This window comes from Nocardia xishanensis NBRC 101358, assembly GCF_001613365.1.
GTDB classification, from domain to species: domain Bacteria; phylum Actinomycetota; class Actinomycetes; order Mycobacteriales; family Mycobacteriaceae; genus Nocardia; species Nocardia xishanensis.
The window spans coordinates 1-23,482 of record NZ_BDCF01000047.1; the positions used below are offsets into that span (position 1 = coordinate 1).

A 23,482-nucleotide genomic window follows, 5' to 3' on the forward strand; every position below is an offset into this window, starting at 1 on the left:
GCGGGCCGCGCGGCACAGCCGCAGCGCCGCGTCCGAGTGGCCGAGACCGCGGCCGACCACGCGCGTGAGCAGCGCCATCGCCTGCGGTTCCGGCAGGCCTTGCAATTCCAGCGAACGGCCTTGCCCCCACAGCATTCTCGTCGCCGTCGCGACGATCAGATCACCCTTTGGCACCAGGTCGAGCACGCTGTCCAGATCGGTGGCGGAACCACCGAAATCGTCGATCACGACGAGCGCGCGGATGGATCCCATCAACCGGCGCAGCACCGTCGGCTCCGGCCGGTAGTCGGCGGCGTCGTAACAGGCCTGGAACAGCGATTGAATCAAGTCCTCGACCGCGAGTCCGGCCGCCGAGAGATAGACGACGGGATGCCCGCCGCGAGCGCGGTCCGCCGCGAACCGGCGAAGCACCGTCGTTTTCCCGACCCCAGGCGGACCCGAAATCTCCACCGGCACACCCTGATCCAGCGATTCGGCGACGAACCGCAATTCGCGCAACCTGCCGATCATGTCGGCGCGTGCCCGCGGGATCGGCATTCCCATCGGTCGCGTCCGCCGCCGCACGTCTGGCGGCGATCCGTTGCGGACGAAAACCTGTGACCCTTGCGCGTTGATCACGACGTTGCGCTCGCCGACGACAACCTGGCCCGCGACGCTCCCGCCGACAGTGACGCGATGAAACCTGTCGTCTTCCCCATCCATGCGAATTCTCCCCGGCGACGTCAGTCGTAGCGGTCAGAGTAATCGATGGATTACCTTCGGGCGCAGCCATTTCCGCGACGTGAAAGCCTCGGATATTCGTTCGGATAATCAGTCAATTCTCCGCATGTCGAAGAAGGACCAGGAGCGATCGGTGCGAAGAAATAGCTAGCCGCCGACCACCGCGCGCGTTCCCGGCGCGAGGACCGCGTCCAGCTGGTACCACGGGACGGTGACCACGATGTCGCCGGCGGGGTCCTCGGCCGAGGCGCCGAAGTGGATCTGCAGGCCCGCCGGGGTCGCCAGCCAGACGCGGTAGTTGTGCTCGGCGGGCTCGAGCACGCTGGCCGGAAGGCCGGACCGCGGCGGGAGGAGGCCGGCGGCTCGGGTGGCGAGGGCGTCCAGGCCACGGGGAAGATCGGTGAACAGGTCGGCGAGGGTGAGTGTGCGGCCGGTTCGCACGTCGGTCACGTGACTCGTGCGCAGGACGACGGTCGCGCCGCCGGTATCGACCGAGACCGACAGCAGCCCGCTCAGCACTCGCGGCCCGAGAGAGGTGATCTGGCCGGGGCCCGGCGCGAGAGTGGTCCGCGCGTCCACTTGGTCGATCCAAAAGCGCGCCGCCGCATGCATTCCCGCGTTGAACGCCGCCGCGGCGGGATCGCCGCCCGCGACCTGCGGGACATCGAGGACGTATCCGGGCCCGGTGACGAGCTCCGAGATCCCGGCGTGCGCCACGCCGCTCGGCGGGGCCGCCACGGCGTCCGGCTCGACGGCGGCCGCGCGGGTGGTGAGCAGCCCGGCCATCGCCACCACGACGGCGGCGGCGTAGATCTTCATTCCGGTCTCCGAATTCGCGACGCACCGAGGTTTTCCCGGTGTCTGCCGCTACGGTCCGGCACGCCGCCAAAGAACCGCTGAGCATCGGCTGAAGAACGCCGTCAGCGCTCGCGCATGTCCGCGAGCTGGTTACGCGTGTATTCGAGTTCGAGGGTCACCTGCGCCGAGGGCTCGCGCTGCGCCAGCGCCTCGAGTTCGGCGAGCACCTCGCCGAGGGCGGCGATTCCGCCCTCCCGTTCCGACTCCGTGTCCGCGGACCAGTACCGCAGCCAGGCCGCCGAACGCAGGCAGCGCGAGCGCGGTCCGATGCGGCCGAGTTCGCCCCACAGCTGGGCGGCGCGCAGATACGCGGGCCGCGCCTGGTCCTCCGCGCCGCCGGCATCCAACGCGGAGGCGGCCGACCAGAGCAGCTCGGCTCGAAGCTCGACGCGCGAGCGATCTGCGCCGATCAGCCGTGCGCCTTCCAGGAATTGCTCGCCCGCTTCGCGATACTTGCCGGTGAGCCGCAGCGATTTGCCGAATTGCCCACGCAGAACGGCCATTTCGCCTGCGGGATAGGGCGCGGCGCCCGCGGCGAGTGGTGGCCCGAAGAGCTCGACGGCCTCGGCGTGCCGCCCCGCCCGATGCAGCGCGCGGGCGGCGACCAAGGTCAGATGCACCGCGTCCGCGTCGGACACTCCGCCCCACCGCGCGGCGGCGTGCAGGGCCGTCTCCGCCAGTTCCAGTTCCCGCCCCGGGCGACCCGCCAGCACCATCACCAGCTGCGAATGCCACCGCGCGAGCGTTTCGGCGGGCAACGCCCCAGCGCCGAGCGCCAGCGCCTTACGCAGATACTCCTCCGCCGCACCGGGGGCGTCGAGCAATCGTGCCGCGGCCAGCCCAGCCAACCGCTCGGCATCCTCGCCCCGTTGGTCCCCTTCCCCATCGCCGGTCTGCCCGACGCACCCCGCCTCGACGCCTTCCGGCGCTCCGTTCCCCATGCGGGGGATCGTGATCGGGGCCGCCAAAGAAACGCTTAACGAATCCTGATCGTCGCCCGGGACTACTTGGGGCGCTTGGACTTCGGCAGTTTGCTCAGGATCGCGTCGTAGGACTGGTCGACGAGCTCGCGTAGCTCGTCGGGCGCTACCGCGCCGCCGACCCGGATGCTGTTCCATCCGTAGCGGCCGATGTAGGCCGACGCGGTGACGTCGTCCGGGTAGATATGCACGAGTTCATCTGCCTCGTCCCGGTTTCGACCGCACTTCAGGCCGACCGAATCGCCGCCGAGGAACGCGAAGATCTTGTCGCCGACCTTGGCGACCACGTCGCCTTCCCACGGTTCGTCCTGCCAAGCGCCCGGCTTGGCGAGGCAGTACGCCAGCAGCTGCGCGCCGTCCATGTCAGATCGGCAGCAGCCGGGAGACCACGTCGGTGAGCTGTCTGGCCGAACGGCATTCGTGCATCTCGATCACCTCGCGGTAGCGATCGGCGGCGGAATCGCCCGAACCCCATTGGGTTCGCGGCTCCGGGTTGAGCCAGTGCGCGTGCTTGGCGACCCCGACCAGGGCGCGCAGCGTATCCAGCTGCGGGTCACGGTAATTCGTGCGGGCATCACCGAGGATCAGCAGCGAGCTGCGGCTGGTGACGGCGTCGGGGAATTCCCGAGCGAACGCAGTCAGCGCGCCGCCGTAGTCGGAATGGCCGTCGAAGCCGACGACGCCGGACTCGGCGAAGATCTTGGCCATCGCCTCGTCGAGCTGGGTGTTCGGGTCGAAGAACCGGGTCACCTCGTCGGTGTTGTCGACGAACGCGAAAATCCGTACCCGCGAGAATTGTTCGCGCAACGCGCTCACCAGCAACAGGGTGAAATTGCTGAAACCGGCCACCGATCCGGAGACGTCGCACAGCAGGACCAGTTCCGGCCGCCCCGGATGCGGCTTGCGGTTCACCAGGTCGATCGGCACGCCGCCGGTCGACATGGACTTGCGCAGCGTGCGCCGCAGATCGATCTCGCCGCGCCGAGCATGCTTGCGCCGCACGGCAAGACGCGAGGCCAGGATCCGGGCCAGCCGCTGGCTGCTGCGCCGCAGCTCGGCAAGCTCGCGTTCGGAGGCGCGCAAGAAATCCACGTCCTCGGCCTGCCGCGCGACGCCGTAGCTCGCGACCCGCTCGCGGCCGATGCGTTCGGCAACCCGCCTGCGGGTCTCGGCCTCCACGGCGGTGCGGAAGCCCGCGATGCGCTGCCGCGCCGCCCGGCGAGCGACCTCGGCGTCGAACGGACTGGTGTCCGGCCCGACGGCCAGCCCGGCCAGGATCTTGGCGAGCAGCGTCTGCGGCTGGACCTCCTTGAGCGCCTGATACGCCGAGAACGACGGGCCGCGCGCGGACTGATACTGGCCGAGTTGTTCGACAAGCTGACCGACCAGCTGTTCGAGCTGCCGCCCAGGATCGTCCATCGCGAGCAGTTCGGCGAGGAGTTCGCGCAACGCCCGAATGTCCACCTCACCGGCGGGCGTGCGCGGAATCTCCACCTCGTCCGCGGTTGTGCCGCGCTGCCCGACGGCGACCGGGAACCACAGGTCGAACAGTCCGTCGAAAGTGGCGCGGTGAGTGGTGCGACGCAGCAGCGCGCAGGCCAAGCCCTCGCGCAGCACCTCGCGGTCCAGCAGATCCAGCACGGTCATCACCCGGCCCGCGTCGACGGTCTCCGACGGACCGACCGGAATGCCGCGCGCCCGCAGCGCCTCGACGAAGCCGACGAGATGACCGGGCAGCCCGTGCGGGGCGTCCAGCGACACCGTCTCCGCCGGGCCAGATCCCGTGACCATGGCTCAGGCCAGCTTCAGCTCGGCCAGCGCGCGCTGGTGATCGCTCTGATGCTTGAGCACCACGCCGAGGGTGGCTCGCACGGTGGAGTCGTCCAGGTCCTTCAGACCGAGCGCCAGCAGGGTGCGGCCCCAGTCGATCGATTCGGCGACCGAGGGCAGCTTCTTCAACTGCATGCCGCGCAGCACGTGCACGATGCGCACCAGCTGGGCGGACACCGCGGCGGACAGCTCGGGGACCCGGCTGGCCAGGATGCGACGCTCCAGCTCCTCGTCCGGGAAGTCCAGGTGCAGGTACAGGCAGCGGCGCTTGAGCGCCTCCGACAGCTCCCTGGTGGCGTTGGAGGTCAGCACCACGAACGGCTTGCGGCTGGCGGTGATGGTGCCCAGTTCCGGGACAGTGACGGCGAAATCGCTGAGCACCTCCAGCAGCAGGCCCTCGATTTCGACGTCGGCCTTGTCGGTCTCGTCGATCAGCAGCACCGTCGGGTCGGTGCGGCGGATCGCGGTGAGCAGCGGACGGGAGAGCAGGAACTCCTCGGTGAAGACGTCGGCCTTGGTTTCCTGCCAATCGTTTTCGCTGGAGGCCTGGATGCGCAGGATCTGCTTGGCGTGGTTCCACTCGTACAGCGCCCGGGCCTCGTCGACACCTTCGTAGCACTGCAAGCGCACCAGTTCCGCGCCCGCGGTCTGCGCGACGGCGCGGGCCAGCTCGGTCTTGCCGACACCGGCCGGACCCTCGATGAGCAGCGGCTTGCCCAGCCGGTCGGCGAGGAACACCGAGGTGGCGGTGGCCTTGTCGGCCAGATAGCCGGTGGTGGCGAGCCGCTCGATCACGTCATCGACCGAGGTGAAGATCGGCTCTTGCGGTGCATCGGCCACTGGTCAGTCCTTCCTTCGTGAAGCGGGAGGCTGTCGCCTCCGAAAAACGCCCGCGCGGCGGCGGACTACGCCGGGCGGGTCTGCCCGTCGCCCCAGACGATCCACTTGGTGGACGTCAGCTCAGGCAGCGCCATCGGGCCGCGCGCGTGCAGCTTCTGGGTCGAGATGCCGATCTCGGCGCCGAAACCGAACTGCTCGCCGTCGGTGAACGCGGTGGACGCGTTGACCATGACCGCCGCGGCGTCGACCCGGCTGGTGAACTCCCGCGCCGCCGCCGACTCGCCGGTGACGATGGCCTCGGTGTGGCCGGTGCCCCAGGTGTTGATGTGCTCGACCGCGGCATCCAGGTCGTCGACGATCTTGAGCGCGATGTCCAGGGTGAGGTACTCCTCGCCCCAGTCGGCGTCGGTAGCGGGCACCTGGCCGGGCAGGTCGCCGTGGATGGTGACGCCGTGCCGCTCCAGTGCCGCGGTGAGCTTGGGCAGCGCGGTGTCGGCGATGGCCTTGTCGATGAGGACCGTCTCGGCCGCGTTGCAAACGCTCGGACGGCGGGTCTTGGCGTTGATCAGTATCTGCTCGGCCATCTCCAGATCCGCGGCCGCGTGCACGTAGACGTGGCAGTTGCCGGTGCCGGTCTCGATGGTCGGCACGGTGGCGTCGCGCACCACCGCGTCGATCAGCCCGGCGCCGCCGCGCGGGATCACCACGTCGACCAGGCCGCGCGCCTGGATCAGATGGGTGACGCTGGAGCGGTCGTGGCTGGGCAGCAGCTGCACCGCGTCGGCCGGGATGCCCTGTGCCGTCAGCGCTTTGCGCAGTACGTCGACCAAGGCGGAGTTGGACTCGGCGGCCGAGGAGGAGCCGCGAAGCAGTGCGGCGTTGCCCGACTTCAGCGCGAGACCGAAAGCGTCGACCGTGACGTTCGGACGCGCCTCGTAGACCATGCCGACCACACCGAGCGGCACCCGCACCTGACGAACCTCGAGGCCATTGGGCAGCGTCGAGCCGCGCACCACGTCGCCGACCGGATCCGGAAGACCGGCGACCTGACGCAAACCGGACGCGATGCCATCGATGCGGGCCTTGGTCAGCCGCAGCCGATCGAGCAGCGAGGCCTCGGTGCCAGCGACCTCGGCGGTCGCGATGTCCTTGTCATTGGCCGCGAGCACCGTGTCGGCCGCGGCGAGCAGCGCGTCCGCCGCGGCGTGCAGCGCCTCGTTCTTCTGCGCGGTGGTCAGCTGGGCCAGCGACCTGGACGCGACGCGGGCCTTTCGCGCGGCGTCGTGTACCGCCTCGCGGACATCGAGCTCGGTCGTCGTTCCTACCGTCATGGCTAACAGCCTACGCACCGGGTCGGCGGCCCTTTCCACCTGCACGAGCGGCCCGGCGCGCGGGCGCGGCGTTCGGTTGCGTGCGGGCGTGCCGACCGCGGACTACCGTCCGGCGGTATGACCGCTGACGCCCCCGTGATCGCCGTGCTCGGCAGCATCAACATGGATCTCGTCACCACCACCCGGCGACGGCCCGCACCCGGGGAGACGGTGCTCGGCAGCGGTTTCGCCATGGTGCCCGGCGGCAAGGGCTCGAATCAGGCGATCGCGGCGCGGCGGTCGGGCGGCACGGTGGCTTTCCTCGGAGCGGTCGGGTCCGACGTGTTCGCGGGCGACCTGCGCCGGGTGCTCACCGAATCGGGCGTCGGAACCGACCGGCTGCGCACGCTGCCCGGTCCCAGCGGGATCGCCGCCATCGTGGTCGACGGCACGGGCGAGAACAGCATCATCGTGGTCGGCGGGGCGAACACGGCGCTGACCGAGCTGACCGCCGACGACCTCGCGTTGATCGGCGCGTCCGATGTCCTGCTGTGCCAGTTGGAGATTCCGGTGCCGACCGTCGCCGCGGCCGCCAGTCACGCACGTGCGAAAGACACCGTCGTGATGCTCAATCCTTCACCCGCGCAACGTCTTCCGTCCGAAGTGTGGGACGACGTCGATGTGGCGGTGGTGAATTCGGGTGAGGCCGCCCAGCTCGGCGGCGCGCTGCACGCCGTCCGCCACTTGGTGGTCACCCGGGGATCGGCCGGTGCGACCTATCGCGGTCCGGACGGTGCGGAACTGTCCGTTCCCGGCGTTTCGATCGACGTGGTCGACACCACCGGCGCGGGTGACGCATTCACCGGCGCGCTGGCCGCCGCCTGGCATCGCGGACCGCGCGCCGCTCTCGAATGGGCCTGTGCCGCAGGCGCTCTCGCCACCACACGGCTCGGCGCCAGCAGTGCGATTCCGGACCGGGAGCGCATCGAGGCCCTGCTGCGCGAGCACGCGAACTAGCCGGACCTGCCCGCCGTTCCCGGAACCGCGTCGGCGGCCCCGTCGAGCCCCGGCGCGTCCACCCGCGTTGTCCCGCCACCGCGCCGCGCAGCGCCTATCGTTGGGATTCATGCCCACCATGCCCGAGCGCATTCCGGCCGACGGGGACGCGGCGGCGCCGATCGATCACATCGACGCCGAGATGATCGCGCTGTCCTTCGTCGACAACGCAGGGATCACCCGGGTGAAGACGGTCCCCGCCGCACGTCTGGCGCATGCGGCGCGCTTCGGCGTCGGCGTCTCGCCGTGTTTCGAGACCTTCGGTTTCGACGATCTGATGACGGTGGGCCGCTATCTCGGCGGACCCGACGGGGACCTGCGGCTCGTGCCCGACCTCGGCGCGCTCACCGAACTCGCCGGCCAGCACGGCTGGGCATGGGCGCCCGCCGACAAGTACACCCAGGACGGCACACGGTTCGCGGCCTGCCAGCGCGGTTTCGCGACGCGGCAGGTCGAGGCGGCGCGGCGGGCGGGCTTGCGGCTTTCGATGGCCTTCGAAACCGAGTGGGCGCTGGGCCGAACCGAGGACCCGATCGGCTTCACGCCCGCCATCAACGGTCCCGCCTACGGCATGATCAGGCTCGGCCAAGTGGCGGAATACGCCCGCGAATTGGTGAGCCTGTTGATTCGGCAGGGCCTCAGGGTCGAACAGTTCCACCCGGAATACGCGGCGTCACAGCTGGAGATCTCCATCGCGCCCAGCGATCCGGTCGCCGCGGCCGACGCGGCGGTGCTGCTGCGGCACACCATCCGTGACCTCAGCGGGAAGTACGGCTGGCGCGCGACGTTCGCACCCTGCCTGATACCCGGCGGTGCGGGTTCCGGTGCGCACCTGCATCTTTCGGCGCACGACGAGAGCGGCTCGCTGTTCGCCGACGGACCGGGGCCCTACGGCATGAAGGAGGCGGGCGCGGCGTTCCTCGCCGGCGTGCTGCGCGAACTGCCCGCGCTGGTCGCGGTCGGCGCGGGGAACCCGGCCAGCTTCCTGCGGCTGCAACCCTCCCGATGGGCGGGGATCTGGCAGTGCTGGGGACGCGAAACACGCGAGGCGGCAATCCGTTTCGTCACCGGCGTGCAGGGAACCGAGCGCTGGGCCGCCAATGCCGAGGTCAAATGCTTCGACGGGACGGGCAATCCGTATCTCATCGTCGGGTCCGTGATCGCCGCCGGACTCGCCGGCATCGCGGAGGGCTTGGCCCTGCCCAAGGAAATCACTGGTGACCCAGCGACTTTCGCACGCCGGTATCAGGTGCGCAGACTCCCGGCCGATGCCGCGGAGGCGGCCGCGCATCTCGCCGCGTCCACCGTGCTCGCCGACGCCATGGGGCCCGAACTGCACGACGCGCTGGTCACCGTGCGGCGGGCCGAGTCCGAACGCTACCGCGGCGCCAGACCCGAAGAACTCGTCGCGTTCACGCTCTGGCGGTTCTGATGACGCTCACCGGGGACGTCACCCTCACCGATCACCACTGCCACGGCGTCACGGCAGCCGATCTGGACCGTCCCGGCTTCGAGGCTCTGCTCGGCGAGGGCAGGCGCGGTTCGTTCGACTCGGCGCTCGGGCTCGCCGTCCGGCGCTGGTGCGCGCCGGTGCTGGACCTGCCGCCGCACACCGGGGCCGACGCGTACCTGGCGCGCCGCGCCGATCTCGGCTGGCGCGAGGTGACCGCGCGACTGCTCGGCGCGGCGGGCACGGCCCGCTGGCTGGTAGACACCGGCCTGCCCGACGGGCTCACCGGCCTTACCGAGTTCGGCGAGCTGGCCGGTGGGGAGACCGGCGAGATCGTGCGGCTCGAACAGGTCGCCGAACAGGTCGTCGCCGAGGTGGGCGGCACCGCGAAGGCCTTCGACCGCATCGAAGCCGCGGTCCGCGAACGGGCCGCGGGCGCGGCGGGCCTCAAGACGGTCGTGGCCTACCGGACCGGCCTCGACTTCCCGCTGACCGATACGCCGCCGCCCACGCTCGCGCCCGAACACCGGCTCAGCGATCCGGCCACGCTCGGCTGGCTCGTCGGACTCGGCGCGCGGCTCTGCGCGGAACTCGGCCTGCCGCTCCAGATCCACACCGGCTTCGGCGACCCCGACCTGCGCCTCCAGCACGCCGACCCGCTGCTGCTCACCGACTTCCTGCGCGCGACCGCGCACACCGGTCTCACGGTCGTCTTGTTGCACTGCTGGCCGTTCCACCGCAATGCCGCCTACCTCGCGCACGTCTTCGAGCACGTCCGGATGGATCTTGGGCTCGCCATCCCGCACGTCGGTCGCGGCGCACGCACGCTGCTGGCCGAAGCGCTCGAACTCGCACCGTTCCGCTCGGTGCTCTACTCCTCCGACGGCTACGGACTCCCGGAACTGCACTACCTCGGCGCCGCGCTGTGGCGCGACGCCCTCGGCAAGCTGCTCGACGAATGGCTGGCCGACGACGTCATCACCACCGCCGACGCCGAGAATCTCGTCTCCACCCTCGCCCACGGCAACGCCGCGAGGGACTACCCGTTCTCCGGCACCTCGCGGAAGCCCAAGCCGCGGTAGAGCGCGACCGCCGCGACACGAAAATCCTCGGTGCGCAACGTCATTCGGGTGTAGCCCTGCGAGATCGCGCACCCGCACGCGGCCCGCACCAAGGCGTTGCCGATGCCATGGCCGCGCCACCCCGTGTCCACCGCGAGCCAGTGCAACTTGGCGACCTCCGGGTTCCCGGTGGAATGCACCGAGACGAATCCGACCAGCCGATCGTCGGCGCTGCTTCGCGCGCTGATCGCCAGGCGGCACGTCGCGGGATCGAGCACGCCATCCGAGATCGCCGCCACGTCCCACCGGCGATCGTCGAACGCCGAACTCAGGACGGGCAGCAGTTCGGATCGGGAGATGGTCGCCAGATCGCCGCTGCCGGACGTGACGAGCGTGACGCCGTTGGGCAGGTGATACCGGTCGTCGACCCGGCCCAGCTCGACCTCGAAACGCAGCTGGCGCGCCGAACCGCTCCCGTCGCTGCTGCGAATGTAGAGCTCGTATCGCGACACAACTTCCTCCCACGGTTCCGAATTCGCCAGCAGGTTTCCGAACAGAGAATCGTAGAACTGGACGAGCACCCTACCCTCGGCGCTTTTCTGATCGGTGAGCACCGCGGGATTGTTGTGGCCCCATACCTGGCGGCCCGTGATGCCCGACCTGCGGTCGTAGGTGTACCAGCCGAGCGAGATGAGCGTGTCGTCCACCTGCCTGCCGCGCACCGAGGCCGTGTCGCGGTAATAGGAGAAGGTGATCCGGTCCTCGTATCCGGCGTACTCCTCGTGCTTCGTCACGATTTGGAAGATCAAGCGCCTGCGCTGGCTCTCGTTGACAGCGGAATCCGGGTGCTGGAGCAGGACGTGCACATTCGCGCCTTTGTCCAGGAAGAAGAAGATCAGCGCTTTGACCGATTCGCTGTCGTATTCGATCATGCGGACGTTCTGCACTTTCTGATTCAGCAGCAGCCGCATGATGGCCTGATTGTGCGCGGACTGGCCCGGGGCGACGCTGATGCTCTCCGGTCCGATCAGGTCGTTCAGATAATCCTGGATCGACGACAGCATGAGCAGCACGACCGCGATCGAGATGATGTACGACTGGCCGAGGGTCAGAATGTTGAGCAGGACCGGTCCGAGTAGCCAGGACACCAGGACGATCAGCGTCAGCAGGACGTTGAAGGTATTCGCATAGCGCCGATAAAGGCGTCGCAGCTTTCCGAACAGATCATCCCCCTACGCCCGAACGGCATCCTCCGTTCAGCGTAGGTCGGGCGCCGAATCGGGGACAACGACTTGCCCCGAGACGCCCCGGCGGGTCGCCGGAACGCGCCGGGCGGGCGGCACCGTGCGGTGCGCCGAGGCCCGGTGACGGCGCGTTTTAATCGAGTGCGCAGCGGTCAACCAGTCTTTACCGTGGAATCATCGAAAGAGAAAGAAGGTAGACCGATGTTTCCCGTCGAGCTGCGCGGTACCAGGGCGCAGACGCTGATGTGGGCCAACGAGCACGATATCGAGCCTGCCGCGCTGCGGCAGCTGCGAAACATCGCGCAACTCGAGTGGGTGCACGGGGTGCGCGTGATGCCGGACGTGCACCTGGGCAAAGGGGCGACGGTCGGGTCGGTCATCGCGATGAAGAACGCGGTGGCGCCCGCGGCCGTCGGCGTCGACATCGGGTGCGGCATGGAGAGCGTCCGGACGAATCTGACGGCCGCCGACCTGCCCGACAACCTACATTCGCTGCGGTCTCGGATCGAGGCCGCCGTGCCGGTGGGTTTCCACGCGCACGACGACCCGGTCAACGTCGGCAAGATCGGCGCCGAGGCTTCGGCCTTCGGCACGGGCACCGCCGCCTTGCGGTCGGGCTGGGACCGGTTCTGGGGGTCGTTCACCACTCTCGACAAGGGTGTCGGCGCGCGAGAGTCGAAGGCGCACAAGCAGATGGGCACCTTGGGCGGAGGCAATCACTTCATCGAAGTCTGCCTGGATCAGGACGACACCGTATGGATCCTGTTGCATTCCGGTAGCCGCAATATCGGCAAGGAACTCGCCGAGCGGCATATGACCGTCGCCCGTTCGCTGCCGCACAACGTGGACCTGCCCGACCGGGATCTGGCCGTCTTCCTCTCCGGCACAACGGAAATGGACGCCTACCGGCACGACCTGACCTGGGCGCAGGAGTACGCCGCGCGCAACCGCGCGGTGATGCTGGCTCTGGTCTGTCGTGCGGTGCGTGACGAATTCGCCGGTCGCGAGGTGCGTTTCGAAACACCGATCTCCTGCCACCACAACTATGTGGCGGAGGAGATCATCGACGGCATGCCGATGCTCGTCACCCGCAAGGGCGCCGTCCGCGCCGGCGAGGGCGATCTGGCGCTGATCCCGGGCTCCATGGGTACGCGCTCGTATGTCGTGCGAGGCAAGGGGAATCCCGACTCGTTCCAGTCCGCGTCGCACGGCGCGGGACGGCGCATGAGCCGCAACGCCGCCAAGCGGCAGTTCACCGTCGCCGACCTGATCGCCCAAACCGAGGGCGTCGAGTCCCGCAAGGACGCAGGCGTGGTGGACGAGATCCCCGCCGCCTACAAGGACATCGACGAAGTAATCGCTGCCCAGAGCGATTTGGTCGACGTGGTGGCGACGCTGCGCCAGGTCCTCTGCGTCAAGGGCTGAGTTCCACCCCGGCCGGACCCCGAGGTCCGGCCGGGTTCGCCAGCAAGGCCGACAGGGTCGTCGGCTGGAGACGGCCCCTCAAGCAGCCGGAGGATGTCCCGGCGCGGTGGGCCGCGAATTGCGGGGCGGAAACCAGCGACGGCGGGCCGCTCCGGGCTCGTCCACGGGCACCATGATCGCGGGGCAGGTGCATCTCGCAGTGGTGAGTTCTCGTCCCCGGCTGGCGACCGACCCGCACAGCACGACACCCTGCGTCAGCTTCGCTGCCATTGTGGGCTTCATGGGCGAGTTGGTGGAACGGGTCGACGAGCACGATCGAATTCTCGGTGTCGTCGACCGGGGCAGGGCGATTCAAGAGCGGTGGTTGCACCGGGTAGCGACGGTTGTGTGTCGCGATAGCGCGAGTCGAATCCTCGTGCATCGGCGAGCGGAGACCGATTCGCTGTTTCCCGGGCAATACAACTGGCTGATCGGTGGCGCGGTGGCCGTGGGCGAGTCATATCTGGACGCGGCCAGCCGTGAACTGGTCGAGGAGCTCGGAGTGCGAGGGCGAACGCGGTTTCTGTTCAAGTTTCTGTGCCACGGTGCAATCGCGCCGTATTGGCTGGGCCTGCACGAGACTGTCATCGACCAGGATGTTCTTCCGGATCCATCCGAGATCGCCTGGCATGACTGGATACCGGAGTCGAGGTTGCGGGATGCCATGCGGCAGAGGCCTTTTGTTCCCGACAGCATTGATGCCTTCCGCAGATACTCCCTGCTGACCGGAGATTTGCGAATGCCGGCTGGAGAAGTTCATGAGGAAGGTAGTCGATAGCCGACGCTGACTGCGCAGCCGTGTCGCATCGGCGCTCGTCGGTGTTCAACTACCGGGGCGGCGGCTCAGGCGGCCTGGTACGGACCCAGGAAGCGGTGCCGGCCCCGGAGGCAGTGCGGGCCGGGGGCGTCGGCGCGGCGAAGGTGTACGTCGGGCGATAACGCGAACAAGAATTAGAACGCGTTCTATAGTCGGCAGATGCAGACAGCGGCGACTGGGCGGGGCGGCCTTGTGCGGGAGTGGCGGACGCGGATGGCGGCGCTCGTTCTCACCGTCTCCGCGACGTGTGCGGTTCTGGTCGGGCTTGCCGCGCCGGCAGCGGCGATACCGAACACCAGCGATGCGTTCTATCTGCCTCCTCCCGGTTACGAGTCGACCGAGCCGGGCACCGTCCTGCGGTCGAGGCCGATCACGCCTGCCGCGCTCCAGCTGATTCCGATGCGGGTTCGCGCTTGGCAGTTGCTCTATCGGACAACCGATTCGAACGGTGATCCGTATGCCGCGGTGACCACGATCCTGATGGCGGATCACGGCGGGCCCGCGACCGCGATCCTGTCCTACGACAGCATGATCGACGCCGTCGCGCCGAATTGCATGCCCTCGCAGGTTCTGCGGACCGGCGCGCCGTGGTTCGAGTTCGGAGGTAGCGGCGGGCCGATCACACTGTCGACGACAGCCAGCGAAACAGCGATGATCGCGGCCGGCTTGGCCCAGGGGTGGGCGGTGTCGGTGCCGGACCTCGGTGGCGTCGAGAATCGCTTCCTGACGCCACGGGAGCCGGGATACGTTGCGCTCGACGGGGTTCGAGCCGCGGAGAACTTCGCCCCGCTCGGTCCGATCGGAGCGGACACCCCCGCCCTGTTCTGGGGATACTCCGGCGGCGGAATCGCCACGACGTGGGCGGCGCAGGTGCAGCCGAGCTACGCACCGGAACTGAATGTCGCGGGGATGGCGATCGGTGCGCCTGTTCCGGATTTCGCCGCCGCGATCATGAACGGAAACGGTTCTCCGGTGGCAGGTTTGGTCGCCGTCGGCGTGGCAGCGTTGCGGCAGGACTCGCCCGAATTCGCGGCGATGCTCGATGGCATCGTCACCGAGGAAGGCCAACAGCTGCTCGCGGCAGCGGCGGCGAGCTGCACACCGCAGAACCTGGTCAGCTTCGCGTTCCGGGACTTCGACACCCTGTTGACCGAGCCGTTGCAGCAGGTCATGAGCGCGCCGCTCACGCAGCGCGTGCTCGCCGAACGAGCTCTCGGCGACACCGCCCCCACCGCACCGCTGTATGTCTACAACGCCGTCGACGACGAATTGAGCACCATCGCGTCCGCTGATCAGTTCGTCGATGGATATTGCGCCGCAGGAACTTCCGTGACCTACCGGCGTGATGTCATCGCCTCGGTGGTCTCCGCGCACACCTTCGAATGGGGTCTCGGCGCGCCCGCCGCCTTTGCCTGGCTGAAGGACCGAGTCGCCGACGCGGGCTTCCCGCCCAACGGTTGCGATGTCCAGACGGTGTCGACCCCGACCACACCAGCCGCGTTGAGCACGCTCGGACCCGATTACACCGGCGGGCTGCTGGCCGCGATCCTCGGACACCGGTGACCGCATCGCGCAGATTCCGTTGGACACCTGCCACTTCCGGTCAGCAAATGCAGGTGACTCCACGGTGCGCCGCACGGCACGTCGAATTCAGCGGCGGCGCAACGTGCCCGCGATTCCCGCGCCAACCAGCAGTACACCGGCTAGGAAGATGCTGCCGTTGATCACCCAGGCGTGCACCGCGAGTCGAGTCTCGGCGGACATCAGCGGCAGGCCGTCGATCAGGCGGAAAGTGTCGTCCGGGAACAGGAAGTAGACGATGCCCGGGAACACGCCCCACACCAGGCCGGCCAGGATCGTTCCCACGGGCGAGTAGGCCGCGAGGGCGGCGACCAAAAGCAGAAGCGCTGCGCCGCCGATGATTTGGAAGGTCGAGCCGAGGCGGTCGGCGGTGTCGCCGAGGATCACCCACTGTCTGGTGTCGGCGGCGCCGTGCGCGGCCAGCGCGATCCCGATCGGCGTCACCACCAAACCCGTCAGCACCGCGACGAGCGTTCGCCCCGCGTTCCCGCTGCTGCGGAACTGCGCGCCCGGCGGGGCCCAGTTCGGGGGCGGCTGGTACTGGTACGACATCGTTCGCCTCCTGCGATCCCGCCATCGCTGTTCATCGTCGCCCCGGCGGCGTTCTCGGGCGACCACCGGGTACCACGATGATCCCGCGAAGCCGCCGGTTCGGAGGCGGATCGGGACTTCCCGCCGATCTCCCAGGGGCGGACATCCGCACCGGGGTGGCGTCGGACGCGGAGCACCCGCGAAGCCGCCGGTTCAGTGGTGGATCGATACTCCGCGCCGATCTCCAGAGAGCGGGCATCCGCGCCGGCGTGGCGGCGGACGACGGAGCACCCGCAGAATCGCCGGTTCGGGAGCGGATCGGGATTCATGCCGATCTCCCAGACGGCGAGCATCCGCGCCGGGATGGGGGCGGGCGGCGGAAGGTGTCGGTGGGGTGGGGCACCATGGAGCGCGTGACCACGGCCGAGGAGAGTTTCGCGATCGACGGCGCCACTTCCGACCTGCGGGAGCGGGCCGAATCGTTGCTGCGCGAGCTGGCGGGGGCGGGCGCGCGGCTACGCGAGGATCAGTGGACCGCGATCGAGGCGCTGGTGGTGCGGCGGCAGCGCGCCCTGGTCGTGCAGCGCACGGGGTGGGGCAAGTCGGCCGTCTATTTCATCGCGGCGAAGCTGCTGCGCGCCGAGGGGCGGGGCCCCACGGTGATCGTGTCGCCGCTGCTGGCGCTCATGCGCAATCAGGTGGCGGCGGCCGAGCGCGCGGGTGTGGTCGCGGCGACCATCAACTCGGGCAATGTCACCGAATGGGACGAGATCCACGAGCGGGTCGCCGGAGGCGAGATCGACGTGCTGCTGGTCAGCCCGGAGCGGCTGAACAATCCGGACTTCCGCGATCAGGTCCTGCCGAGGCTGGCCGCCGACGCGGGCTTGGTGGTCATCGACGAAGCGCACTGCGTCTCCGACTGGGGCCACGACTTCCGGCCCGACTACCGCCGCATCCGCACCCTGATCGCCGATCTCGGCTCGGACGTGCCGGTGCTGGCCACCACCGCGACCGCCAACGACCGCGTGGTCACCGACGTCGCGACCCAAATCGGTACCGACACCCTGGTGCTGCGCGGCACGCTCGACCGGGAGTCGCTGCACATGTCGGTCGTGCGCTTGGACGACGCGGTCGAGCGCACGGCCTGGCTGAGCGGCCACCTGCACCGGCTGCCAGGCTCCGGCATCGTCTACACGCTGACCGTCGCCGCCGCCCACGATCTGGCCGACGTGCTCAACTCGCACGGCCACACCGTCGCGGCCTACACCGGGCAGACCGACCCGGCCGAACGCGAGGCGCTGGAATCGGCGCTGCTGCGCAACGAGGTCAAGGCGCTCATCGCGACCTCCGCGCTCGGCATGGGCTTCGACAAACCCGATCTCGGTTTCGTCGTGCACGTCGGCGCGCCCTCTTCACCCATCGCCTACTACCAGCAGGTCGGCCGCGCCGGTCGCGGTACCGAGCGCGCCGAGGTGGTGCTGCTGCCCGGCCCGGAGGACACCCGGATCTGGAGCTACTTCGCCTCGGTGGCCTTCCCGCGCGAGCACATCGTGCGGACCGTGCTGGACGCCTTGGACCTGGACCGCCCGCTGTCGACCGCGGCGCTCGAGCCGCTGGTCGAGCTGAACCGTTCCCGGCTGGAGATGGTGCTCAAGGTGCTGGACGTGGACGGCGCGGTGCGCCGGGTCCGCGGCGGCTGGGTCAGCACCGGCGAGCCGTGGGTCTACGACACCGAACGCTACGAACGCCTTGCCGCGGCCCGCGAGATCGAACAGCAGGCGATGCTGGACTACCAGTCGACCACCGCCTGCCGGATGAACTTCCTGCGCCGCCAGCTCGACGACCCCGGCTTGCCCGCGCTGGACGCTCGAGCGCCCGGCTGCGGCCGCTGCGACAACTGCACCGGGGCGCGGCCCGATGCCACGGTCGACGCCGACGCCGTCGCGGCAACCCGCGCCCGCCTCGATCGCCCTGGCCTCGACCTCGCGCCGCGCAAACAGTGGCCGACCGGCATGGCCAAGCTCGGAATCCCGTTGTCCGGCAAGATCTCCGACGGCGCGGAGACCGGGCGGGTGCTCGGCAGGCTCACCGATCTCGGCTGGGGCCAACGTCTGCGCGCGCTGCTGGACGCACCCGACGACCCCGTCCCCGACGTCGTCTTCGACGCCTGCATCGGGGTTCTGCGGGAATGGGATTGGTCCACCCGTCCCACCTCGGTCATGGCTCTCTCATCCGAGCGCCATGCCGTGCTGACCGCCACGCTCGCCGCCCGCCTCGCCGAGGTCGGCCGACTCCGCGACCTGGGCACTCTGGCGACCCGCCCCGGCCACCCTCCGGTCTCCGCGGCCAACTCCGCGCACCGCGTCGCGGGCCTCTACAACTCCTGGGACGTCCCCGACCTCTCCGGTCTCGACGGCCCGGTTCTCCTGGTCGACGCCCGCGCCGACACCGGCTGGACCCTCACGGTCGCGGCCCACGCCCTCCGCCGTGCGGGCGCACCCGCCGTCCTCCCCTTCGCGCTCGCCTCGGTCACCTGACCGCACCTGCCCACGCAGTGGCCCGCACAAGACCGGCGCTCGCGAACGCAACCACACCTGGTCAGACCAGGCATACAGGGTCCTGACTGCGACGGCCCAGACGATGACGGCTGACCGGCGGCGATCTCGGCAAGGCGAAGAGCCTCGGCTTCGCCGACGTGCTGGTGCCAGGGCTCCGAGTGGAGAGTTCGAATCCGGTTCCGTGGGCGGCAACGCAGCTACGGGGCGGAAACCAGAATTCCCGTCGCCGGTAGATCGCGCCGCAGCTGGTCGAGGTCGAATAGTTCGTGGATCCATGTCGGCTCGATGATTCGGCGGCGTGTGATCTCCCGAACGGTGGTGGCGGCCACCGCGGCGGTGGCCAGAGATTGTCCACGGCCGCTCGCCCACCGTGTCGCTCCGTTGGCGGTCCGGGCGAGTACGACCCATCTGTCGCTGCCGGGCATTCGTGCTGGGGTCAGCGCTCGCAGGGCAGGCGCCCAGGTGAGACCGGCCAGTCCGGCGGTGGCGAGGCGGGAGTCGAGTCGCAGGTAGGTGCGGACCGGTACGGCGAATTCGCGGGTGAGACGGTGCTGGTCGGCGAAGTCGGCGCGTAGCGCGGGGAACGGCTTGTACCCGGCCTGTTCGGGAATCGTGAAGTGTGTGGGCCTGGTGAAGTTGCGGATGGCGGTGCCGTCGGGGTCGGGGAAGTGTTGTCCCATCAGCCGGTAGGTCCAGGCTGTCGCGGCGGGTCCGTGGTGTTCGCCGGACCCGAGCCCGATCATGATGTCGACCGGGCCTGCGTCGCTCGCCAGCGCGTTGACGGCGAGCAGGGTTGTCAGGCCGGGCGCCAATCCGACACCGAGGACTATCGGCCCCGCGACGCGCTCCAGTGCCTGTACGTAGTCAGAGGTCGCGGAGATCTCGACGAACGGAAGCCCTCGGTGGGCACACTCGTTGGCGAGCCGGATGTCTTCGACACCTGCGCAATTCACCACCATCGATACTCCGGACAACGCGGTCTCGATACTGTCCATCGCGGCGAGATCGACTACCCGGTCCGCGCGTGCCGCGTCACGTCCGGCCGCGAACGCTGGGATGCCGTCGGCGCGTAGCAGCCGCACCAGGTGTGCACCGACCGCTCCGTATCCACCCAAAACCAGCACACTCATCGACGAGCGTCCTTCGGCCGCGGGGCTCCCATGGCTTCCTCACGGGACGATCCCGACGGAAGCAACTGCAGGGTGAGGGCGTCGGTGGCCCAGGACTGCCACTCGTCGCCGGTCCAGCCGCGATCGTGGACGAGCAACCGATAGGTCTCGGGGGCGAGTACTGCGAATGCGATGTCGGCGGCTCGGGCCGCGGTGATGCCATGGCGCAGTGGTGTTTTAGCGGCGAGGGCCTCGGCGAGGCGGAGTTGGACAAGGTGACGCTGGGTGATGTTGGTCTGCCAGAGCTCGGCGAGTTCGGGGTCGGTCGTCGCGGCCGACCGGACGACTTCGAGCAGGGGGCTGACGCGGGTGTAAATCGTTGCCGCCGCGGCGACTTGCAGTCGGATCTGCTCGGCGGGGGCAGCCGCCACGGCGGCGGCGAACCAGGGGCGGTCCATGGTGGCAACCGGTTCGGTGTCACCGGCGATCTCCACGTCGAGTAGTTCGGACAGGATCGCGCGCTTGGTGGCGAAGGTGAAGTACAGCGTCTGCACGGCCATTCCCGCCTCATCGGCAATGGCCTTCATGGTCGTGGCCGTGTAGCCGCGGGTAGCGAACAGTTCGCGTGCCGCCACCAGCATTTTGGCTCGGTTGGCCGTCGTCTTGGCCGCTCGTGTGCCGGCGCTTTTCCCTGTCATGCCTCGAATACTACTTGACTAGAGCGTGACTCTAGTGAAATCTCACTGGAGTAACACTCTAGTGAGAGGAGTAGCTCATGGCGAGCAAGGGAATCCAGGGGCCGAGAGACCGGTTGATCCTGCTGTTGATCACGGTCGTCGAGCTGGTGGTCTTCCTGGACACGACCGTGCTGAATGTGGCCCTACCCAGCATCGGGGCGGACCTCGGGCTCGATGAGGCGGGACTGGGCTGGGTGACCAACGCCTACCTGCTGACTTTCGGCGGATTCATGTTGCTCGGCGGGCGCGCCGCTGACCTGCTCGGTCCGCGCCGGGTGTTCGCGGGCGGCCTCACCGTATTCACCGTGGCGTCCGCGCTGGCCGGTTTCGCCACGGAGCCAATGATTCTCACCGCCGCGCGGGCGTTGCAAGGTCTCGGCGCGGCCGTAGTCATCCCCGCTCAGCTGGCCTTGCTCGCCGCGACGTTCACCGAGCCCGGCATGCGGAATCGCGCCTTCGGGGTGTGGAGTGCCATGGGTGCCGCGGGCGCGGCCGTCGGCACCGCGGTTGGTGGACCGCTGACCGATCTGTTCGGCTGGCCGTCGATCTTCCTGATCAATCTGCCCGTGGGGATGCTGGCGGTGGCGTTCGTCCGGGTGCTGCCGCCGGATCCGGCACGGCCGAATCGAGCCGTGCGCCGGCTCGATGCGCCCAGCGCGATCACCGGTACCGCGGCGCTGTTGATCATCGGTTATGCCATCGGCGCTGTCGGAGACGAGTCGGCACGAACCTTGGCGGTGGCCCTGCTCGCGGTGGGGGTCACGGTGCTGGCGTGCTTCGTGTTCCTCGAAGCACGCAGTACCCATCCCCTGATGCCGTTGCGGCTGTTCACCATTCGTGAGGTCAGCGGGTCGGCTCTGGTGAACGCGCTGGTCGGCGCGGCGCACGTACCGACCTTCGCCTTGCTGGCGCTGTACTTGCAGAACACCCAGCACTACAGCCCGACCGAATCCGGCCTCGCGGTGCTGCCGGTCGCCGTGGTGAACATCGTGATCTCCCGCACCCTGCTGCCCTATGCGCTGGATCGGCTGGGCGCTTGGCGAGTGCTGACCGCGGGCCTCTTGCTGCAAGCCCTGGCCATGGCCTGGTTCGCCCGCCTACCCGAGCACGGCAGCTACCTGATCGATGTGCTGCCCGGCGCGATACTGCTCGGCGTCGGCCTGCCCGCCGCCTTCGTCGGCGTCACGGCCCCCGCGGTCACCTCGGTCGACAAAGCCGACGCCGGGATCGCGGCGGGCATCGTCAACACCGCACAGCGCGTCGGGTCGGGGCTCGGGGTCACGGGCGTCCTGCTGATCGCCGAGCTCACAACCCGCAATTCCACGGCAGCCGACGCCTACCGGGCGGGCTTGAACATCGCATTCGCGGTCGCTGCCGCATTGGCCGCGACCGGCGCTGTACTCACAGTTGCCTTGCTACGCACCGGTCCAACTCCAGTCACAGAGCCGAAATCCGAAGCCTCGGCCGCAGTCCACGAGTGATCGGAAACCCTGATGGCAACGAGCAAGCGAAGCTTCGAATGCGGGCTGCTGCGACACATCGCGGCGAACACAGGCTCGCGGTGATGCTCCGTGCTCATGCCTGTCGCTGCCCTGAGCACAGATAGCGACACCCTCGGCGAGAGCAGGCGCGATACACCACTACAAACTCAGCGTCGCCCGCAGGCTCGCGTCCAGCGACTCGCTCTCCGCGGCGGTCAACTTCCCCAGCTTCTCGGTGAGCCACGGCCGGTAGGCGCGGTGCAGTTCCAGCGCGTCCGCCCAGCCGTGTTCGGTGTACACCCCGAGCACGTGGCCGGGATCGCTCGCCACCACCGGGACGACGTGCAACCAGCGGTACGGCGAGGTGATAACGGCCGGGTCGGAGACCAGTACCACCGTGCTGCGCCGCGGGAAGGGCGTGCCGTCGCTGAGAGTCGGTGCGTAGCTCCAGATTTCGCCGCGCCTCATGCGGCACCGCGGGAGCGGCGGCGGGCGTCGGCGGCGGCCGACTCGGTGAGGTCGAGTTCGTCGTGGGCGGCGGCCAGGTCGGCGGCGTCGTCGACGGTCAGGCTGGTGAGACTGTCGTGCACGAGCGCGGAACGCAGCGACGCGTTGATCAGCGAAGAAAGACTGCGGTTCTGGCGCTCGGCGGCCTGCTTGGCCCATTCGGCGACCTGCGGATCCAGCGTCACCGTGATACGCGTCGCCTTGCTCATACCTTCATGCATACCAGAACGGTGCACGGTGCGGAACCAGGGCGGTGTGCGGATCGGGCGCCGTTCGGACCGCGTTTCGGTCGGACGTCGTCCGGTCCGACCCGTAAGCTCGGACCGTGGCGAGCAAGTCTTCATCGGCCGTCGAGCTGGATGTCGGTGACCGCACGGTGCGCATCTCCAACCCGGATCGGGTGTACTTCCCCGAGACCGGTGCGACCAAGCTCGATCTCGTGCAGTACTACCTGAGCGTCGGCGACGGCATCGTCAACGCGCTGCGCGACCGTCCGTGCATGCTGCACCGCTTTCCCAAGGGCCTGTCCGGCGACAAGGTGCATCAGAAGCGACTGCCGCAGGGCGCGCCGGAGTGGATTCCGACGGTGCGGGTCTTCTTCCCGCGCTACGGCAGACACGCCGACGAGCTGTGCGTGCGGGAACTGGCCGACGTGATCTGGGCGGTACAGATGTCGACCGTCGAGTTCCACCCGTGGAACTCCCGCCGCGCCGACACCGAACGACCCGACGAGTGGCGCATCGACCTGGACCCGATGCCGGACTGCCCGTGGCCGCGGGTGCAGCGCGTCGCGGGCGTCGTGCACGAGGTGCTCGACGAACTCGGCGCCGTTGGCTGGCCGAAGACCTCGGGCGGCAACGGGCTGCACGTGTACGTGCGGATCGCGCCGGAGCACGGTTTCGCCGACGTGCGCAGGGCGGCGCTGGCATTCGCGCACGAGGTGGAGCGCCGCGCCCCCGACGACGTCACCACCACGTGGTGGCGACGCGACCGCGACCCGGAACTGCTGTTCGTCGACTACAACCAGAACGCCCGCGATCACACCATCGCCGCGGCCTATTCGGTGCGCGGCGTGCCGGAGGCGACCGTCTCCACGCCGGTCCGCTGGGACGAGATTCCCGACATCGATCCGCGCGACTTCACCATGAAGACGGTGCCGTCCCGCTACGCCGAGGTCGGCGACCTGCACGCCGGAATCGACGACGCCGTCTTCGCCATCGACGAACTGCTGGAGTGGGCCGACCGGGATCGTCTCGAGACGGAGCCGCCGGAGGAGGATTCCTAGTACCGCGTGGTGCTACCGTCGCGGTGTCGAGCAGTCGGTCCGAGCACGGGCCGTCGGTGCCGG

General features: G+C 69.1%; 22 protein-coding genes. 9 read left to right on the plus strand and 13 right to left on the minus strand.

Translation table 11 applies throughout. From position 1 onward, the window contains the following. The 7 genes from NX1_RS27485 to NX1_RS27515 form a co-directional block, all read right to left on the minus strand. The coding region (locus NX1_RS27485) for an ATP-binding protein (protein WP_169812298.1) at positions 1-702 on the minus strand (702 nt) is incomplete at its 3' end. Positions 703-867: 165 nt separating this feature from the next. Beyond that, positions 868-1,539, minus strand: a complete 672-nt coding sequence (locus tag NX1_RS27490; RefSeq protein ID WP_068065348.1) for a hypothetical protein — start codon at positions 1,537-1,539, stop codon at positions 868-870. Positions 1,540-1,640: 101 nt separating this feature from the next. Continuing rightward, on the minus strand, positions 1,641-2,519 hold the full coding sequence (locus NX1_RS27495) for an ATP-binding protein (protein WP_157120117.1): 879 nt from the start codon (positions 2,517-2,519) through the stop codon (positions 1,641-1,643). 62 nt (positions 2,520-2,581) lie between these two features. Beyond that, positions 2,582-2,920, minus strand: a complete 339-nt coding sequence (locus NX1_RS27500; protein ID WP_068065354.1) for an MmcQ/YjbR family DNA-binding protein — start codon at positions 2,918-2,920, stop codon at positions 2,582-2,584. 1 nt (position 2,921) lies between these two features. After that, positions 2,922-4,349 (minus strand): vWA domain-containing protein, encoded by a 1,428-nt coding sequence (locus tag NX1_RS27505; protein ID WP_068065357.1) that lies wholly within the window; start codon positions 4,347-4,349, stop codon positions 2,922-2,924. Between the two features lie 3 nt (positions 4,350-4,352). Further along, positions 4,353-5,228 carry an AAA family ATPase gene (locus tag NX1_RS27510; RefSeq protein ID WP_068065360.1) on the minus strand — a complete coding sequence of 292 codons (876 nt, stop codon included), beginning with the start codon at positions 5,226-5,228 and terminating at the stop codon, positions 4,353-4,355. Positions 5,229-5,293: 65 nt separating this feature from the next. Next, the gene (locus tag NX1_RS27515; protein ID WP_068065364.1) at positions 5,294-6,559 is read right to left on the minus strand and encodes a glutamate-5-semialdehyde dehydrogenase; all 1,266 of its coding nucleotides are present in this window, start codon (positions 6,557-6,559) and stop codon (positions 5,294-5,296) included. Between the two features lie 117 nt (positions 6,560-6,676). Between NX1_RS27515 and NX1_RS27520 the strand changes: the two genes are divergently transcribed. The 3 genes from NX1_RS27520 to NX1_RS27530 all read left to right on the plus strand — a co-directional run bounded on the left by NX1_RS27520 (position 6,677) and on the right by NX1_RS27530 (position 10,126). Then, positions 6,677-7,555: a ribokinase gene (locus tag NX1_RS27520; RefSeq protein WP_068065368.1), complete on the plus strand. Its 879-nt coding sequence runs from the start codon at positions 6,677-6,679 to the stop codon at positions 7,553-7,555. Positions 7,556-7,664: 109 nt separating this feature from the next. Further along, complete coding sequence (locus NX1_RS27525) at positions 7,665-9,026, plus strand: type I glutamate--ammonia ligase (protein ID WP_084501806.1); 1,362 nt, start codon at positions 7,665-7,667, stop codon at positions 9,024-9,026. Next, positions 9,026-10,126, plus strand: coding sequence for an amidohydrolase family protein (locus NX1_RS27530; RefSeq protein ID WP_068065371.1), 1,101 nt, complete (start codon positions 9,026-9,028; stop codon positions 10,124-10,126). Before NX1_RS27525 ends, NX1_RS27530 begins: the two co-directional genes overlap by 1 nt. On the opposite strand, the gene NX1_RS27535 is transcribed toward NX1_RS27530, so the two are convergent. After that, complete coding sequence (locus NX1_RS27535; RefSeq protein WP_068065374.1) at positions 10,084-11,253, minus strand: GNAT family N-acetyltransferase; 1,170 nt, start codon at positions 11,251-11,253, stop codon at positions 10,084-10,086. The two genes, NX1_RS27530 and NX1_RS27535, sit on opposite strands and share 43 nt — an antisense overlap. A 297-nt stretch (positions 11,254-11,550) precedes the next feature. Between NX1_RS27535 and NX1_RS27540 the strand changes: the two genes are divergently transcribed. From NX1_RS27540 to NX1_RS27550, 3 genes are all read left to right on the plus strand, one after another. After that, on the plus strand, positions 11,551-12,774 hold the full coding sequence (locus NX1_RS27540) for an RtcB family protein (RefSeq protein ID WP_068065377.1): 1,224 nt from the start codon (positions 11,551-11,553) through the stop codon (positions 12,772-12,774). A gap of 172 nt (positions 12,775-12,946) precedes the next feature. Next, complete coding sequence (locus NX1_RS27545; RefSeq protein ID WP_218024191.1) at positions 12,947-13,591, plus strand: NUDIX hydrolase; 645 nt, start codon at positions 12,947-12,949, stop codon at positions 13,589-13,591. Positions 13,592-13,789: 198 nt separating this feature from the next. Beyond that, entirely contained in the window at positions 13,790-15,193 is a 1,404-nt protein-coding gene (locus NX1_RS27550; protein WP_068065380.1) for a lipase family protein, read from the plus strand. An 87-nt stretch (positions 15,194-15,280) separates the two neighbouring features. Here NX1_RS27550 and NX1_RS27555 read toward each other — a convergent pair whose 3' ends face one another. Continuing rightward, positions 15,281-15,763 carry a hypothetical protein gene (locus NX1_RS27555; protein ID WP_068065383.1) on the minus strand — a complete coding sequence of 161 codons (483 nt, stop codon included), beginning with the start codon at positions 15,761-15,763 and terminating at the stop codon, positions 15,281-15,283. 383 nt (positions 15,764-16,146) lie between these two features. Between NX1_RS27555 and NX1_RS27560 the strand changes: the two genes are divergently transcribed. Continuing rightward, positions 16,147-18,279, plus strand: coding sequence for a RecQ family ATP-dependent DNA helicase (locus NX1_RS27560; protein WP_068065387.1), 2,133 nt, complete (start codon positions 16,147-16,149; stop codon positions 18,277-18,279). Positions 18,280-18,497: 218 nt separating this feature from the next. Here the strand turns inward: NX1_RS27560 and NX1_RS27565 are convergent, their stop codons facing one another. Together NX1_RS27565 and NX1_RS27570 are read right to left on the minus strand one after the other, a co-directional pair. After that, positions 18,498-19,430, minus strand: coding sequence for an NAD-dependent epimerase/dehydratase family protein (locus tag NX1_RS27565; protein ID WP_068065390.1), 933 nt, complete (start codon positions 19,428-19,430; stop codon positions 18,498-18,500). After that, positions 19,427-20,107: a TetR/AcrR family transcriptional regulator gene (locus NX1_RS27570; protein WP_068065393.1), complete on the minus strand. Its 681-nt coding sequence runs from the start codon at positions 20,105-20,107 to the stop codon at positions 19,427-19,429. Before NX1_RS27570 ends, NX1_RS27565 begins: the two co-directional genes overlap by 4 nt. Positions 20,108-20,184: 77 nt before the next feature. On the opposite strand from NX1_RS27570, the gene NX1_RS27575 reads away from it, so the two are divergent. Next, the gene (locus NX1_RS27575; protein WP_068065396.1) at positions 20,185-21,627 is read left to right on the plus strand and encodes an MFS transporter; all 1,443 of its coding nucleotides are present in this window, start codon (positions 20,185-20,187) and stop codon (positions 21,625-21,627) included. 159 nt (positions 21,628-21,786) lie between these two features. Here the strand turns inward: NX1_RS27575 and NX1_RS27580 are convergent, their stop codons facing one another. Together NX1_RS27580 and NX1_RS27585 are read right to left on the minus strand one after the other, a co-directional pair. Beyond that, positions 21,787-22,095: a hypothetical protein gene (locus NX1_RS27580; RefSeq protein ID WP_067840785.1), complete on the minus strand. Its 309-nt coding sequence runs from the start codon at positions 22,093-22,095 to the stop codon at positions 21,787-21,789. Beyond that, the gene (locus tag NX1_RS27585) at positions 22,092-22,343 is read right to left on the minus strand and encodes a DUF6364 family protein (RefSeq protein WP_067840783.1); all 252 of its coding nucleotides are present in this window, start codon (positions 22,341-22,343) and stop codon (positions 22,092-22,094) included. Before NX1_RS27585 ends, NX1_RS27580 begins: the two co-directional genes overlap by 4 nt. A gap of 116 nt (positions 22,344-22,459) precedes the next feature. Between NX1_RS27585 and ligD the strand changes: the two genes are divergently transcribed. Beyond that, the gene (ligD, locus tag NX1_RS27590) at positions 22,460-23,419 is read left to right on the plus strand and encodes a non-homologous end-joining DNA ligase (protein WP_068065398.1); all 960 of its coding nucleotides are present in this window, start codon (positions 22,460-22,462) and stop codon (positions 23,417-23,419) included. Positions 23,420-23,482: the final 63 nt, after the last annotated feature.

Coding starts and splice junctions, on each gene's coding strand:
- NX1_RS27490 (WP_068065348.1), bottom strand. CDS start 1,539: ATGAAGATCTACGCCGCCGCCGTCGTGGTGGCGATGGCCGGGCTGCTC.
- NX1_RS27495 (WP_157120117.1), bottom strand. CDS start 2,519: ATGGGGAACGGAGCGCCGGAAGGCGTCGAGGCGGGGTGCGTCGGGCAG.
- NX1_RS27500 (WP_068065354.1), bottom strand. CDS start 2,920: ATGGACGGCGCGCAGCTGCTGGCGTACTGCCTCGCCAAGCCGGGCGCT.
- NX1_RS27505 (WP_068065357.1), bottom strand. CDS start 4,349: ATGGTCACGGGATCTGGCCCGGCGGAGACGGTGTCGCTGGACGCCCCG.
- NX1_RS27515 (WP_068065364.1), bottom strand. CDS start 6,559: ATGACGGTAGGAACGACGACCGAGCTCGATGTCCGCGAGGCGGTACAC.
- NX1_RS27520 (WP_068065368.1), top strand. CDS start 6,677: ATGACCGCTGACGCCCCCGTGATCGCCGTGCTCGGCAGCATCAACATG.
- NX1_RS27525 (WP_084501806.1), top strand. CDS start 7,665: ATGCCCACCATGCCCGAGCGCATTCCGGCCGACGGGGACGCGGCGGCG.
- NX1_RS27530 (WP_068065371.1), top strand. CDS start 9,026: ATGACGCTCACCGGGGACGTCACCCTCACCGATCACCACTGCCACGGC.
- NX1_RS27540 (WP_068065377.1), top strand. CDS start 11,551: ATGTTTCCCGTCGAGCTGCGCGGTACCAGGGCGCAGACGCTGATGTGG.
- NX1_RS27545 (WP_218024191.1), top strand. CDS start 12,947: ATGATCGCGGGGCAGGTGCATCTCGCAGTGGTGAGTTCTCGTCCCCGG.
- NX1_RS27550 (WP_068065380.1), top strand. CDS start 13,790: ATGCAGACAGCGGCGACTGGGCGGGGCGGCCTTGTGCGGGAGTGGCGG.
- NX1_RS27555 (WP_068065383.1), bottom strand. CDS start 15,763: ATGTCGTACCAGTACCAGCCGCCCCCGAACTGGGCCCCGCCGGGCGCG.
- NX1_RS27560 (WP_068065387.1), top strand. CDS start 16,147: ATGGAGCGCGTGACCACGGCCGAGGAGAGTTTCGCGATCGACGGCGCC.
- NX1_RS27565 (WP_068065390.1), bottom strand. CDS start 19,430: ATGAGTGTGCTGGTTTTGGGTGGATACGGAGCGGTCGGTGCACACCTG.
- NX1_RS27570 (WP_068065393.1), bottom strand. CDS start 20,107: ATGACAGGGAAAAGCGCCGGCACACGAGCGGCCAAGACGACGGCCAAC.
- NX1_RS27575 (WP_068065396.1), top strand. CDS start 20,185: ATGGCGAGCAAGGGAATCCAGGGGCCGAGAGACCGGTTGATCCTGCTG.
- NX1_RS27580 (WP_067840785.1), bottom strand. CDS start 22,095: ATGAGGCGCGGCGAAATCTGGAGCTACGCACCGACTCTCAGCGACGGC.
- NX1_RS27585 (WP_067840783.1), bottom strand. CDS start 22,343: ATGAGCAAGGCGACGCGTATCACGGTGACGCTGGATCCGCAGGTCGCC.